Source organism: Shewanella decolorationis (assembly GCF_004354305.1).
GTDB lineage: Bacteria > Pseudomonadota > Gammaproteobacteria > Enterobacterales > Shewanellaceae > Shewanella > Shewanella decolorationis.
In genome coordinates this window covers 2609660-2624876 of sequence record NZ_CP037898.1, presented here as the reverse complement: position 1 = coordinate 2624876, position 15217 = coordinate 2609660, and the positions used below count along the sequence as shown (strand labels likewise).

Here is a 15217-nt window from a genome sequence, read left to right as displayed (position 1 = left end):
GCGTGAGGAGGTGCAGATGACAACAAAGTGCCCGCGCCCAACTAGCGGCGAACAACCGCCGCAGCCCAAAGTGGTTCGCGAAACCTGCTACAGCGTGAGCCGTAACCGTGGCCAAGCGAGCGCCAAAGTGCGTTATATCGAAACCAGCGCCATGTCTCTTGGCTGCAAGCTTTGTGAGTAATAGGCTTTCTACATAAACAAAAATGCCAGCTAAGATGCTGGCATTTTTATTATTTTTACGATTAAACCGCTAGCTTATCGATACTGGCTTTAGCTTCACTGATCCCTTTTTGGTTGGCTTCTGGGCCCATGTTCAGCGCTTCGCCATAAACCACTTCCACGTCGGTGATACCGATAAAACCGAGGAAAGTTTTTAAGAAAGGTACAATGTGATCCGTTGGACCATCTTTATGAGCACCACCACGGGTGGTGATCAACACGGCGCGTTTACCTTCCACTAAGCCTTTAGGACCGTTTTCGGTATAAGTGAAAGTCACACCTGCACGGGCCACAAAATCAATCCAGTTTTTCAGCTGAGTTGGAATGTTGAAGTTGTACATAGGCGCAGTGATCACGATAGTGTCGTTTGCTTTTAACTCTTCAACTAAGGCGTTAGACAGGTCGAGCATCTCTTGCTGACGTGCGGTTAACTCAGCGCCGCCACGTAGGCCAGAGGCAATTTCACCATCAACCATTGGCAACACATCTTTACCCGCTAAATCGCGAACTGTGATGGTCGCGCCTTGGTCTTCCCATTTACCGATCAGGTGGTCAACTAACAAGGCAGATTGTGAATAACCGCCAAGAATACTGGATTTTAACACTAGGACTTTAGACATAATCTGCTCCGAAAATTGAAATTCTTGAGAGTCTTTCAACTTGCTCTCGACTCTATGGGCTTAGTTTATTAGCCCATAAAAAAGAAAAAAAGCGGATAAAATTTGAGATTAATTTCTAAAAAATAGAATGGTTAAATGAAGGGCTAGCAAAGCTAGCCCTTCATTTATGGAGATGCGTCACTCGAACTATTGAGCAAAATAATAGTTGTATTCACTGATTAGCTGGGAAAGCTCTGGCGAGTTTTGAATATCAACCATAAACTTATCAGTCGTGGTCATCGCCCATGCCAAACTCTCTTTATCTAGGCTATACATTCCCTCATTGGAGTACATGTTGTGAGCCTTGGTAAAATTTTCACGATAACTGACGCTGGCAACCACCTCATTGTGGACCCTAAACTCATAGGTCAGCACCAGATCATTATTGGTCACCATAGGTAACAGCCCTAGGGAGCCACCGGCTAAAATCGCCGAGGTCAGTCCCGCAGCTTCTCCCCCTGCTGTAGGTTCCATTTTATAGGTCACAATCAGCTTTAATGGATTGCCGATATTCTCTTTATCCATTTTTTCAAATAATGGCATGCCCTTAAGTTTGTTATAAAAATCAATTGAATCAATGGTACTAATAAAAAACACAGGTGGAAGTACCGTGGTTTGCGCTTTAACAAACGGGCTTATGAGCAACAAACTCAGCATCAAAAAACGAAACATAGATAGCATTGGAAACATCCTTATTGATAGCAATTTAGTTGAACAACAGCACCAAGTGCTGCCGCATTTGCCGTTCGAATATCGCCCTTCATATTGGGTTCAACCGACTGATAACTAATGCGATGCTTATCTAAAAAGCGGGCGGCATATTTTGCATCGAGGGCAAAGTTAACATTCTGCGGTAATGCACCCGATTCACGCAGACTCGTCACATTTAAGGTACTGACGGTAATACCTAATAACTCCCCACCATCAGAGACCACTGGGCCACCACTCGAGCCAGGCTGGATCGGTGCCGAAAACTGGAATTGCCCCACCGCCCCCTTTAATGCCTCGCGGGAACTGATATTGCCGCGCGTTAAATTGGGGGAGGCTGCCAATAATCCCTGTAAGGGATAACCAACATTGGTAATCGCCTCGCCTAGGAAAATCTCTGTACCTTTACGCAATGGCAAGTATTGCTCCGCTGGCGTCCCTGTACTCACGACCGCTAAATCCAATAAGGTCGAGCTAGCCTCTACGGCCGCATCAAAGGATTTACCGCCAACATTCACCTGTGTCACCATGCAATTTTTGAGTACATGGGCCGCAGTGACAATTTGTCCCTGAGGATTAATATAAAAACCTGTCCCTGTACTGACTGGTTTTTGCATATTTGCGAGCAAATTCGCTGAGACATCTTTCATTGCATACTGCGCTGGATAGGAACTGGCCGAAGGTGTCAGCGTGTTGAGTACATCGACAATCACTAATTGAGTCGCCCGCAATGCGGCGTTATAAAGGCCTAAACCATCCCCTAAATAGCCAATATCGGCCTTAAAGGATTTTTGCCCCTCGCGAATGGGTTTATCGGAGCCATTAAATACCCGATAGCTCATGATCATTTCCGCCTTGCCTGAGTCAAATTTCCACTCAGGATCGATATCGATCAATAACCCATACTGGCTCGCTTGCGTGCGGTCTAATAACTTAGCATTTGAAAAATAAGCACCAAAACCGTCCTTTACACCATCGCTGAGTGATTTTCCGGGATCGACCCAAATATTCCATTTCTCTAAATAAAAACGGTTATTTAACTGCGAGTGGGGTAAATAATAAGCTACACTCACATCCACAGGGAGCGTAATAGCTTTATTTAGCACCACACCTTTAGGTAATTTATTGGCATTTAACTTGGTATTTGCGCAACCACTAAGATGAAAACAAAGTAGAGCAATAAGCACACTGGAGAGAAATCGCATCGGTTATCCTTAATATCAATGCAAATAGCGCCATACAGCATAAATACGATAACCGTACGGACCATGGCGGATGCAACTTAAGTTGCATTAAGCCAAAGATTCTATTGCAAGTTAAAGGCAACATCAACGATGGAAATTTACAAAAATCAAACAGTCGCAACTATTCCTTAATACTTGGAAGGCTAATATACAGGCCAGAAAACTCAGCGCAGAGCAGGTCTTCACAATAAAGCTTAACCACAAGTCGAACTTTGGCTTTTCGCCCCACAGATAAGCCCGCTAAACTGGCATCCTGCCAAACCACGCGTGCAATAGATTGATTACGGATGGGCGCTAAATAACGGATATGGGCATCGGCTAACACTATGTCGCCATCCACCCGTTGAAGCTGCTGTTGCAGCCACACCATGCCCCAGCCTGTGAGGGTCATAAGGGTATAAATACTGCCCGCAAACATAGTGTTGTGCAGGTTGATATTCGGCGCCAGTGGCGCACTCACGCGCAGCTCCCCTTCGACAAAGGAAACTGGCGCTATCTGCATAAACTCGCTGACGGGAATGGTGCTGTGCCAGGTCTGGCGCAATTGATTTAATAATTCATCCATGTGCATGTCCTTACTGCCGTTGGCACACTGTCCTGTAGGTTAAACCTGTAAATGGAAGGTCACAGGACCATCGTTGACCAGCTCAACCTTCATGTCGGCGCCAAATTGACCCGTTTCTGTGGTCACGCCCTGCGCGCGGCAAAATGCGACAAAGTCTTCATACAGGCCAAGCGCTTGCTCAGGCGTACCCGCCCCCGAAAAGCTCGGGCGCAGACCACGACCTGTGTCGGCGGCCAAGGTAAATTGCGAAACCACTAAAAGCGAGCCACCCGCCTGAGTTAAGTTGAGGTTCATCTTGCCATTTTCATCGGAAAACACTCGATAACTCATCACCTTAGTGGCTAATTTTTCCATCTTTTCGCGGTTATCTTCCCGCTCAACCCCAAGTAAAACTAACAAGCCCTTATCGATTGCACCTATGGTTTGATTGTCCACCACCACGCTGGCGCGGCTCACTCTTTGAATTAACGCGATCACAACTTTTCCTTTAAATTAAGACTTAACGAGGGGCATCAAGGGGATAGGACGCAGATACTGTTCCACACCTTCGGGTAATGACTGGGCAATTTCCGCTAAACCGCCATCGGTCCACAGCATAAAGCGGCGAAGTTCCTCGATTTCGACCTTATCGGCAAAGGTCACAGTGCCTTGGATTTGGATCACTGCGCCCTGCTCACGCAGCACGAATTTAGCAAAATTGAGCTTGGCATTCAGCTCACCAATCACCGCGGGCAGTTCTGGATTAGCCTGCAACTGTGGATGCACCGCATAAAAACGATTCATCAGAATACGGTCAATCCCCGCTGCATTCATACTGGGTTCGAGCATAAAGTCATTATTGCCAAACTGCACCGCAACCTTATCCGCCCCGACTTTGGTGGCTAAATAGTTGGCATTGAGCAAGGCCTGATACAAGGTATCGGCGGCGGCCTCGTTGGTCATTCCCGCCAATTGCACCACTTTAGGTGCCACAGGAGCGCGCACCTCAGAGGACTCGACCACTGAAGATGAGGATTGAGACTCTGGGGTGGAGGATGAGGTGGCCGCGCAGGCAGTTAATCCCAAAATGGCGGCAATGATAACGGCTAATTTCATGCTAGCTCCTGTCGCTTTATCCAAGTCCACATGGCTTGGATCTCGAGTGTGACGGCAAGTGAGAGTATGTCACTATTCAGCGAATGCCCACCATCGACAATGGTATGAATTTGTATCCTAGGGTTGTCGATTTTTGCCAAAAATGCGGCTAATAAGCGTGCCGGACAGACGGCATCCTGCGTGCCTTGTAATAGCAGGGTACGCGCTGTGACTTGAGATGTCACCCGTTGTAATACACTGAACATATTGAAGTAATCATTTTGCGCATAGTGCAGCTCAATTTGAGCTAAGGTGAATAGCGGCGGCGCAAGCCGCTTAGGTAGGCCAGTTGGTACGCCCGCTAGGGTTAATTCCCATTGGATCCAACAACGGGCAAATTCATGACGAGTTTGCTCATCTAGGGCGTTAAACCCTAGCTGATAGTGCGTAAATAAATCCGCCAATCCAACAGAAGGTGCAGCAAATTCACGGTATGCCTGTGGATATAACTGCGCTGCGCCCGAGGGTGCATAGAGCCATTCAATACCTGCCTTGGAGGGAATAAACACAGCCCACAGCACTTGGGCAATCACTCGATGGGGAAATAACCCACTGTAAATTAAGGCTAAGGTGGCGCCAAATGAGCCACCCGCTAAGCACCAATGCTCTATGCCTAAATGAATGCGAATCGCCTCAATATCGCTGATAAGTCCATTTAAATGATTATGTTCTAACTCGCCAGCAGGCAGCGATTGCCCCGCACCACGTTGATCTAGCAGTAAAATCCAGTAGTGCTCGGGGTTAAATAAACTCAGTTCACTTGTACTAGCGCCTGCGCCAGGGCCGCCATGTAAATACAGCAGTGGGATCCCCTGCGGATTACCATATTGGGCAAGATGCAACTGCTGCCCATTGCCCATCATCAACCAATCACGGCGGATAAAAGGAGCAAGCTGATGGGCGTCAGTGATCATAGGCGGGATAAGGCTCGTTGAATGTCTTGGTGGATGACAACTTAGCTACGGCTTATCCAGTGTAGTCGATTGCGGCGCGTTTGCGGCAAGTTCACTCGTCGTATCAACCTCTTGGCTTGATTGGGCATATGGAGTTTCGGGCTCCACGGCGGGTATATCCTGCGCCGCTAAGGGCTCACCATCGAGATTGGTTTCATTAACACCGCTGCTGGACTCATAGTCCAAATACTCAGGCATGGCCGCGGTAATTTCAGCGCCCAGCAGCACTATCATCCAAGATAAATAGACCCAAACGAACAGAATAGGGATGGTCGCCAATGCGCCGTAAATGGCCTCATAACTTGGGAATTTAGTCACATACAAGGCAAAGCCCTTTTTTCCAAGCTCGAATAGCAAGGCCGCCACTACCGCGCCTAATAGTGCGTGCCAAAACTTCACCTTCTGATTCGGCACCACCATATAGAGCAGTAAGAACGCTGCAACCGAAAACAGCATAGGCAAACGTTCGATAAATAACGGCATAACGCCAGATAAGGTATCGCCCTCAAACAGTTTTAACGACACAACATAGGAGGTAGCTACTAGACTCGCGCCCACCAGCACTGGACCTAAGGTAATCACCATCCAATACATGGAAAAGGCCACGACCACAGAACGTTTTTCCTTAGTTCGCCAGATATTATTCAGCGACTTATCGATGGCAGAGATCAGCATAATCGCCACCACCACGAGAGCCGCGATCCCCACGGCAGTTCCCTTAGAGGCATTGCCAACAAATTCATTGATATAGACTTGTACCGTATCGCCCGCCGCGGGCAAAAAATTCTCGTAAACGAAGGCTTCGATTTGGCCACGGATCCCCTTAAACACAGGGAAAGCCGACAGCATGGACATAGTCACCGCCACCATAGGCACAAGGGATAACAGAGTGACATAGGCCAAATGGCCGGCGCGAATATTGATTTGATCTTCCACTAAACGCTGACGTAAATGCAGCAGGAAGCGCCAGATCCCGAGGAATAAGACTTGAATTTGTGCCAGTTCTATCTTCTTAGTCACGGGTTTCTCTTGATTCTGTTGGTGTAGACTCGTTATCTTCGTACAATAAACACTTAATTTACAAGTCTAAGGAGTGAATTGATGTCACAACAAGGATCTGCGGGCAATGTTATCGCCGCTATCGCAAGTCTATTCTTTCCCGGCCTAGGTCAACTGGTTCAGGGACGAATTTTGGCTGCATTGCTGTTTTTCGTAGTTACAGTGGTTGGCTATGCCCTTTGGTGGTTAATTGTGCCTGCGGTAATAGGTGCTATCTTTCACCTCTGGAGCATTATCGATGCGGCGCGTTTTAAGGCCGACTAACTTCATCTGACTCAGTGACGGAATACCCAATGAAAAGATTGATCACCTCTGGCCTGATGGCGGCAACGCTATTGCTGACGGGCTGCCAGAGCGCCTATTACGGTGCCATGGAAAAAGTGGGCTACCACAAGCGCGACATCATGGTCGACAGAGTGAAGGCCGCAAAAGAATCCCAAGAGGATGCCCAAAAAGAGTTCAGCTCAGCACTCGAGGAGATGCAAGCCCTGCTCAACCACAATGGTGGCAACCTCGAAAAGGCCTACAACAAGGCCAAAGATGAATACGAGTCAGCCCAAAGTGCCGCCGATGACGTAAGTAATCGCATCAATAAAGTCGAAGATGTCGCCGAGGCGCTATTCGATGAATGGCAAGCCGAAATCAGCGAGATCAGCAAAGCCAGCCTGCGCCGCAACAGTGAAACTAAGCTCAAGGAAACCCGCCGCTCCTACGAGCAACTGATGAAAACCATGCGCCGTGCCGAATCTAAAATGCCGCCCATCCTCACCGCCATGAAAGACAACATGCTGTATTTAAAGCATAACTTGAATGCTCAAGCGATTGGCGCAATTAAAGGGGAATTTGCGAGCCTACAGACGGATATTTCAGGCCTAATCAAAGAGATGAACAAATCGATCAACGAGTCGAGCAAGTTTATCGAGGCCCTTGAGAACGCAAAAGGGTAGACAATTTAGCTTGCTCAAATTGGCTATTAATTGCGCCAAGCCTATCTGAATTAACAGCTTAGCACTGCATTTAACCCTCTCCTCTAAACACTTCGGCAAACTGCGATGGCAGTTTGCTGTTGATTTTATCCTCCCTGCATTCTCAGTTTCGTTTGTGCAAGGCTAAGATTTTTAGCTTTGTGAGCCATGACGCGCTTTAGCCTGACAGCACAATCAATATCGGATCTGCCGCACAATTTCACTTTAGGCTCAAAAACTTATCCAACGAAAGCCACTCAGATGGAATACGTGTATTCTATTTGCAGTATTAACATGACTTTTAGTGAATCTCTTACCCTGATGTTGGCCCTGATGTATATCGCATCCTTAAGTTATTGGAGCGGTAAAAAATGGGGCGCCGTTGCCACCTTACTCTTAAGTGTTGGCGCCGTGGCGATCAGCCTCTACTGGCCTTTGGCGATCGCCCTAGCCATTGCCTTGCCGTTGTGCCTGATAGCCAACAAGTTCGCACCTGAGGAATTAAAGGGTGAGATAAAAATCAACACCCTGCGCGAAGGCTGCCAACACCTGCTCGCGCTCTCGCTGTTTATCGTCGCAATCCAATACAGCATCAATGCTATCCAGCTTAAACAAGGAATTATGCCTTGGTTGATGCGCCCCGATGTCGCCGACGCCTTCTTGCCTATCGCGGGTGGCATTGAGCTAAAAGCCATAGTGACGCTCAACCTGTGGGACCAAACGCACCCAGCCGCAGCCGTCATGCTCGCCGCCGTGCTACTCACGGGCTTACTCTGCAAACGCGCCTTTTGTGGTTGGGCCTGCCCATTAGGGCTTGCTGGCGAATACCTCTACGCCTTGCGCAAACGCTTTATCAAAGCAGAACTTGCGCCACCCGCATGGTTAGACTGGCCACTACGTATGCTTAAATACCTATTATTACTTGCGCTTTTTTACATCGTCATCGGTATGCCTAGCGAGTCGATTCCCTATTATCTGCAAGGCAATTACCACAAGATTGCCGACCTTAAGATGGCGCTGTTTTTTGTCACGCCAGGGCTCATTACCTTCGCCTGCTTTGCTCTTATCCTCGCCTTAGCTGCGTGGCGTCGCCAAGGATTTTGCCGCTACTTATGTCCCTATGGTGCCATGCTTGGGATCTTAAGTTTTGCCAGCCCACTCAAGATCCGCCGCAATACTCAGCATTGCCTGATCGAAGCTAAAGGCATGAAATGCGACAAATGTACCCGCGCCTGCCCAGCCAACATCATAGTGCACACCAAAACCACGGTACACAGCGACGAATGCCAAGCCTGTATGCGCTGTGTGGCCGCTTGCCCTAAATCGGCGGCGCTCGGTTTTGGCCTAAAGTCGGGCCACAGAGTTAGCCATAAGGGCTTGTTAGTTTTGCTATTATTGGCACTCTTTGCCCTACCTCTGGGCGCCTATTTAGCCGGGTTCTGGCATAGCCAAACACCGGACAGTATCCGCATGGAGCTTATCCAAGTGATTGACCGCGTGGGCCATTAACTCTCTGATTTATTGATAAATAAATATAAAAAAGGTGCAGCCCAAGCTGCACCTTTTATGTTCACGCTAAGCTTAAGCACTAGAGATTAGGCAAGGTCGAACCTATCGGCATTCATCACCTTAGTCCAAGCGGCCACAAAGTCATGCACAAACTTCTCTTTGGCATCATCCTGCGCATATACCTCGGCATAGGAGCGCAAAATCGAGTTAGAGCCAAACACCAGGTCGACGCGGGTTGCGGTCCACTTCACTGCGCCAGTTTTACGCTCGACTATCTCATAAAGATTGCTGCCCGCAGGCTTCCAGTTGTAGGCCATGTCGGTGAGATTGACAAAGAAATCATTGGTTAACACACCCACTTTGTCGGTAAACACACCGTGACGTGTACCTCCATAGTTAGTGCCTAACACCCGCATTCCCCCAATCAAAACAGTCATCTCATGGGCGGTTAATCCCAGCAGTTGCGTGCGATCGAGCATCATCTCCTCGGGCTGAACCACATAATCCTTTTTCTGCCAGTTACGATACGCATCGTGCAAAGGCTCAAGTACGGCAAAGGATTCCACATCTGTCATCGCCTGCGTCGCATCGCCACGGCCGGGGATAAAGGGCACTGTGATTTTGACTCCCGCAGCGTGGGCGGCCTTTTCAATCGCAGCGGCGCCGCCTAATACGATTAAGTCGGCAATGCTGACTTTTTTACTCAGGCCTGCTTGCAACTCAGTTAATACTTTAAGCACTTTTTGCAACCGCTCGGGTTCGTTGGCCTGCCAATCCTTTTGTGGCGCTAAACGGATCCGCGCGCCATTGGCGCCACCACGGAAATCCGAGCCACGGAAGGTGCGGGCACTGTCCCACGCGGTTGCCACTAACTCGGATACGCTGAGCCCCGAGGCTAATAATTTCGCCTTAAGTTCGACAATCTCACTGGCATCTAAACGGTAATCGACCGTTGGGATTGGGTCTTGCCAAATCAGCTCTTCACTCGGAACTTCTGGACCTAAATAACGGCTCTTAGGCCCAAGATCACGGTGGGTTAACTTAAACCAAGCACGGGCAAACACCTCGGAGAAATAGGCGGGATCTTGATAAAACTTCTCGGAGATTTTGCGATATTCGGGGTCCATCTTCATCGCCATATCGGCATCGGTCATTATGGGGTTATAGCGAATGGAAGGATCTTCAACATCAACGGGTTTATCTTCTTCCTTAATATTAATCGGTTCCCATTGCCACGCCCCTGCCGGGCTCTTTTTCAGCTCCCAGTCATAACTGAGTAACAATTTGAAATAGCCGTTATCCCATTGGGTCGGATGGGTAGTCCAAGCCCCTTCAATACCGCTAGTAACGGTATTTCGGCCAACTCCTCTACCGTGCTTATTAAGCCAGCCCAACCCTTGCGCTTCAACATCCTCCCCCTCAGGCTCGGGACCAAGATCCTGCGCCTTGCCATTACCGTGGCACTTACCCACGGTGTGGCCGCCAGCGGTTAAGGCCACGGTTTCCTCATCATTCATTGCCATTCGCGCAAAGGTGACACGCACATCTTGAGCGGTTCGCAGGGGATCGGGTTTGCCATCGACCCCTTCAGGATTCACATAAATCAGCCCCATCATTACGGCGGCTAAGGGATTTTCAAGGTCACGCGCGCCCGAATAACGGCTGTTAGGATTATCACTTGGCGCAAGCCATTGTTTTTCAGAGCCCCAATAAATGTCCTTCTCTGGGTGCCAAATATCCTCTCGACCGCCGGCAAATCCAAAGGTTTTTAAGCCCATAGACTCGTAGGCCACATTACCCGCGAGGATCATCAAATCTGCCCATGAGAGTTTATTGCCGTATTTTTTCTTAATCGGCCAGAGTAAACGGCGGGCTTTATCAAGGTTGGCGTTATCGGGCCAGCTATTGAGTGGGGCAAAGCGTTGATTACCCGTCCCCGCACCGCCACGGCCATCGGCAATGCGATAGGTTCCCGCAGAGTGCCATGCCATGCGGATCATCAAGCCGCCATAATGCCCCCAATCGGCTGGCCACCAATCTAGGCTATCGGTCATAAGGGAATGCAAGTCCTGCTTCACGGCAGCGAGGTCAAGGGTCTTAAAGGCTTCACGGTAATTAAAGTTGGGATCCATGGGATCTGTCTTCTTATCATGCTGATGCAAGATATCGAGATTAAGGGCCTTAGGCCACCAGTCCATATTGTTGCTGGCGACCGCTGAATTCGCCCCATGCATCACGGGGCATTTACCTTGAGAGCTTTGAGTCTTATCCATGGGATATTCCTTTACTTATGGCTAACGAAGGAAATGACACTTTACGGTGTCATTAGGCTAATCTGGTTGAGCGTTTTACCGTTGGCATTAATCCCTTCTGCATTGCTCCAAAATGACGATTAATGCACTTTTCAATCTGTATGCTAAATGAACAACATTTCAGACTTAAGCAATTAAAGCGAGAAGACAGTAACGAGAACATCAAACCCTAGCTCAAAAAGCGGGCACAGATCACACTATTGGTGGTTTTTACATCACTATCTTGATTTTAATCAGAACGGAAGATGGTTTTATCACTAATACTCATCTCAAATAAGAACAAGAAAACGCTTACATTGTCTCAATCGGAGTGAACCCATGCGGCAGAGACGCTTGCAACTTATGCAGTCACTTTTTGATGAATATATTGAGATGTACGCTGCCCGGGATGACAAGCTCACAGCCCGCTTTAGTGATAATTTTAGTGGTTATGCAGGTAGCAGCGATATTCTTGTCACCAGTAAAGATGAATGGGTAAAAATAACCCGTCAGGACTTCGCCCAAGTCCCCGAACGGATCCGTATTGAGGTGTTAGATTTATCACTACAGGATCTTGCTGAAGATATTATTGTTATTACCGCATTTTTCCATATTCATATCCCTATTCCAGACTCGATACTCAGCCAAGAAACCGCAAGGTTAGTGCTGATTTTTCGCCAAGAAAGCAACGATTGGAAAATCGTCCATAGTGGAATATCCATTCCCTATGGTTTAGCAAAACAAGGCGAAATTTACCCGATGACGAGTTTAGAAGAACGCAATCGAGAGCTAGAGTCCATTATCCAAGCGCGAACCTATGAACTTGCGGAAGCTAACAACAGGCTAGAAAAACTCAGCAATACCGATGGGTTAACCAATATTGGCAACCGTAGATTGTTTGATCAAATGCTGCAAAAGGAATGGAGTCGTGGGCAACGCAACAACACGCCACTCTCGCTTATCATGCTCGATATTGACCACTTTAAATTATTTAATGATTTTTATGGCCATCTCGCAGGAGATGACTGTCTCAAAATGCTGGCGAACAGCTTATCTCAATCAGGTCGTCGGGCAGGTGAATTGGTTGCACGCTATGGCGGCGAAGAATTTGTTATTTTACTCCCCAATACGGATCACCAAAGCGCACTCGACACCGCCAAGCACGTACATCAACTTATTCAATCGCTTGCTATACCCCATATTAAAACAGACATAGGAATTGTCACGGTCAGCGTGGGTGTTGCGTGTTTACTCCCCTCAGATAAACATAATGCCTTAGAATTAGTCCACCAAGCAGATACCGCCCTTTACTTGGCGAAGTCCGCAGGTCGTAACTGCATACGCTTAGTACATGAACCCGAAATATAGCCATTAAAAAGCCCCGCTAAGTTGCCTTAGCGGGGCCTTATTCACTGTGTGGTAGTCACTTTACTCGACTACACAACCACCATTAGCCGCGGCTAGCGCGCTTACGGTCGTTTTCAGTTAAGTGTTTCTTACGAACACGGATGCTCTTAGGTGTTACTTCAACTAATTCGTCATCATCGATAAACTCAAGGGCTTGCTCAAGAGTTAAGGTGATTGGCGTAGTCAGTACTTGAGCTTCGTCTGTACCTGAAGCACGCATGTTAGTCAGCTGCTTACCTTTCAGACAGTTAACTGTCAGGTCGTTAGAACGTGAGTGGATACCCACAACTTGACCTTCGTAAACTTCGGCAGCGTGGCCGATAAACAGACGACCGCGGTCCTGCAAACCGAACAGTGCGAATGTCAGCGCCTTACCGGTTGCGTTAGAGATCAATACGCCGTTAGCGCGTTGACCGATATCGCCACCTTTGTGCGGACCGTAGTGATCGAATGAGTGGTAAATCAAACCAGTACCTGAAGTTGCAGTTAAGAACTCAGTTTGGAAACCGATTAAACCACGGCTTGGGATGATAAAGTCAACGCGCACGCGGCCTTTACCGTCAAGCTGCATGTCTTTCATCTCAGCCTTACGGATACCCAGTTTCTCGATGACTGTACCTTGATGTTCTTCTTCAACGTCAACGGTCAGGGTCTCGTATGGCTCACACAGTTCGCCATCGATGGTTTTTAAGATAACTTCTGGGCGAGAAACCGCTAATTCGTAACCTTCACGACGCATGTTTTCGATCAGGATAGATAAGTGTAATTCACCACGGCCAGATACCGCGAAACGGTCTGGGCTATCGGTTTCTTCAACACGCAGTGCCACGTTGTGGACTAATTCTTGTTGCAGACGCTCAAGAATGTTACGTGAAGTTACGTACTTACCTTCTTTACCTGCGAAAGGTGAAGTGTTGACTTGGAAAGTCATGGTCAGTGTTGGTTCGTCAACTGACAATGGCGGCAGCGCTTCAACATTACCTGCGGCACATACTGTGTCAGAGATTTTCAGCTCGCCTAAACCAGTAATCGCCACGATGTCGCCAGCGTTTGCTACGTCAACTTCGGTACGCTCTAAGCCCATGTAACCTAATACTTGGCCCATTTTACCGTTGCGCACTTTACCGTCAGCACCGATCACACTTACCTGCTGGTTAGTCTTGATGCTACCACGCTTGATGCGACCAACACCGATAACACCCACGTATGAGTTGTAATCGAGTTGAGAAATTTGCATCTGGAATGGACCTTCAGCGTCAGCTGCAGGTGGAGAAACTTTTTCAACGATAGTCTGGAACAGCGGCGTCATATCTGCGCTTACTTCGTCCGGATCTAAAGTCGCAAAACCGTTTAATGCAGAGGCATAAACGATTGGGAAATCTAATTGCTCGTCAGTCGCACCTAAGTTGTCGAACAGGTCAAATACTTGGTCGATAACCCAATCAGGGCGAGCACCAGGACGGTCAATCTTGTTGATAACAACGATTGGCTTTAAGCCTTGGGCGAACGCTTTCTTGGTTACGAAGCGAGTCTGTGGCATTGGACCGTCAACAGCGTCAACCAGCAGTAATACTGAGTCCACCATAGACAGAACACGCTCAACCTCACCACCGAAGTCGGCGTGGCCTGGGGTGTCTACGATGTTAATGCGGTAGTCGTTCCACTTGATGGCAGTATTCTTTGCCAGAATCGTGATCCCACGTTCCTTTTCAAGATCGTTGGAGTCCATCACCCGCTCAGTAGCTTCTCCCCGGGTTGCAAGGGTTCCTGATTGCGACAGCAGCTTGTCAACCAGGGTCGTTTTGCCATGGTCAACGTGCGCAATAATGGCGATGTTACGTAAATTCTCTAGCACGGATAAACCTCTTACCATCAAACAAAAATAGGGATATTTCAATATTCGTTATAGCAATCTACGTTGAGTCGCCATAAAAAAGCGTGACATTCTACTCCAGAGCGGCCCTGCCGCACAGGATTATTTTTGAACACTTATAAAACAATTTATTGATCACTGTACTCAAAAGGCACTCTTCTGCCTGAGTCAAATAGCCTAAATGCACCGTTAATATGCAGACAATTCGCCAGTTTATCTTGTCATCGACTAAGCTAAGCAGCTGAATTCACTGTTTTTCACTCTGCGCTTCCTTTGCCGCACAGCACAAAGCAGCCATAAGTATAGTCAATCCACGCCATCAAGCCGTAACGTGCCAGATTAAGCCATAAAAATATGCATGACTGGCATCAGTTAACGGTTTCTGCGGATGACTTTGGCGTCAGTTTCAACAAACTCTATTCCCCATTGCGAACAACGATTTTAATGGATTGATAATTAAGCGTTATTCAATATATCCATCCATAACCGCCCCGCGAAAAATAGCTTAGATTGCCACGGTTTTGTGACATTATTGCGAGCGATTGAAATAGTGAACTTAAGCGATTCTCAAGCATAACTAATGTGCTAGATTCATTGTGCTTTGTTTGATTCAAGCAAAGTCAAAAAGCCT

The 15217-nt window shown here is 47.9% G+C and carries 15 protein-coding genes; 5 read left to right on the top strand and 10 right to left on the bottom strand.

Annotation, left to right across the window (positions count from 1 at the left end):
- The first annotated feature begins 16 nt into the window (after positions 1 to 16).
- The gene (locus EYR25_RS11925) at positions 17 to 181 is read left to right on the top strand and encodes a hypothetical protein (RefSeq protein WP_240131331.1); all 165 of its coding nucleotides are present in this window, start codon (positions 17 to 19) and stop codon (positions 179 to 181) included.
- Between the two features lie 61 nt (positions 182 to 242).
- Here EYR25_RS11925 and azoR read toward each other — a convergent pair whose 3' ends face one another.
- From azoR to EYR25_RS11885, 8 genes are all read right to left on the bottom strand, one after another.
- A complete protein-coding gene (azoR, locus tag EYR25_RS11920; protein ID WP_109287123.1) occupies positions 243 to 839 on the bottom strand; it encodes an FMN-dependent NADH-azoreductase in 597 nt (198 codons plus the stop codon).
- Positions 840 to 1025: 186 nt separating this feature from the next.
- Entirely contained in the window at positions 1026 to 1559 is a 534-nt protein-coding gene (locus EYR25_RS11915) for a hypothetical protein (RefSeq protein WP_133180300.1), read from the bottom strand.
- Positions 1560 to 1570: 11 nt separating this feature from the next.
- Positions 1571 to 2791 (bottom strand): S1 family peptidase, encoded by a 1221-nt coding sequence (locus EYR25_RS11910; protein ID WP_133180298.1) that lies wholly within the window; start codon positions 2789 to 2791, stop codon positions 1571 to 1573.
- A 160-nt stretch (positions 2792 to 2951) separates the two neighbouring features.
- Positions 2952 to 3395, bottom strand: a complete 444-nt coding sequence (locus EYR25_RS11905; RefSeq protein WP_165953493.1) for a thioesterase domain-containing protein — start codon at positions 3393 to 3395, stop codon at positions 2952 to 2954.
- 39 nt (positions 3396 to 3434) lie between these two features.
- Positions 3435 to 3872 (bottom strand): D-aminoacyl-tRNA deacylase, encoded by a 438-nt coding sequence (gene dtd / locus EYR25_RS11900; protein ID WP_023268221.1) that lies wholly within the window; start codon positions 3870 to 3872, stop codon positions 3435 to 3437.
- Between the two features lie 15 nt (positions 3873 to 3887).
- On the bottom strand, positions 3888 to 4490 hold the full coding sequence (locus EYR25_RS11895) for a hypothetical protein (RefSeq protein ID WP_023268220.1): 603 nt from the start codon (positions 4488 to 4490) through the stop codon (positions 3888 to 3890).
- Positions 4487 to 5443 carry an alpha/beta fold hydrolase gene (locus EYR25_RS11890; protein ID WP_133180294.1) on the bottom strand — a complete coding sequence of 319 codons (957 nt, stop codon included), beginning with the start codon at positions 5441 to 5443 and terminating at the stop codon, positions 4487 to 4489. The genes EYR25_RS11895 and EYR25_RS11890 overlap by 4 nt, the downstream gene beginning before the upstream one ends.
- Before the next feature lie 45 nt (positions 5444 to 5488).
- Positions 5489 to 6502, bottom strand: a complete 1014-nt coding sequence (locus tag EYR25_RS11885) for a virulence factor BrkB family protein (protein ID WP_133180292.1) — start codon at positions 6500 to 6502, stop codon at positions 5489 to 5491.
- A gap of 81 nt (positions 6503 to 6583) precedes the next feature.
- Here EYR25_RS11885 and EYR25_RS11880 point away from each other — a divergent pair, with 81 nt between their 5' ends.
- From EYR25_RS11880 to EYR25_RS11870, 3 genes are all read left to right on the top strand, one after another.
- Positions 6584 to 6805, top strand: a complete 222-nt coding sequence (locus tag EYR25_RS11880; protein ID WP_023268217.1) for a hypothetical protein — start codon at positions 6584 to 6586, stop codon at positions 6803 to 6805.
- A gap of 29 nt (positions 6806 to 6834) precedes the next feature.
- Positions 6835 to 7488, top strand: coding sequence for a DUF2959 domain-containing protein (locus EYR25_RS11875; RefSeq protein WP_133180290.1), 654 nt, complete (start codon positions 6835 to 6837; stop codon positions 7486 to 7488).
- Between the two features lie 312 nt (positions 7489 to 7800).
- Complete coding sequence (locus EYR25_RS11870; protein ID WP_133180288.1) at positions 7801 to 9015, top strand: 4Fe-4S binding protein; 1215 nt, start codon at positions 7801 to 7803, stop codon at positions 9013 to 9015.
- 86 nt (positions 9016 to 9101) lie between these two features.
- Here the strand turns inward: EYR25_RS11870 and katG are convergent, their stop codons facing one another.
- Entirely contained in the window at positions 9102 to 11288 is a 2187-nt protein-coding gene (gene katG / locus EYR25_RS11865; protein ID WP_133180286.1) for a catalase/peroxidase HPI, read from the bottom strand.
- A gap of 357 nt (positions 11289 to 11645) precedes the next feature.
- On the opposite strand from katG, the gene EYR25_RS11860 reads away from it, so the two are divergent.
- Positions 11646 to 12674: a diguanylate cyclase domain-containing protein gene (locus EYR25_RS11860; RefSeq protein ID WP_133180284.1), complete on the top strand. Its 1029-nt coding sequence runs from the start codon at positions 11646 to 11648 to the stop codon at positions 12672 to 12674.
- Between the two features lie 82 nt (positions 12675 to 12756).
- Here EYR25_RS11860 and typA read toward each other — a convergent pair whose 3' ends face one another.
- A complete protein-coding gene (gene typA / locus EYR25_RS11855; protein WP_039978579.1) occupies positions 12757 to 14568 on the bottom strand; it encodes a translational GTPase TypA in 1812 nt (603 codons plus the stop codon).
- Between the last annotated feature and the right edge of the window lie 649 nt (positions 14569 to 15217).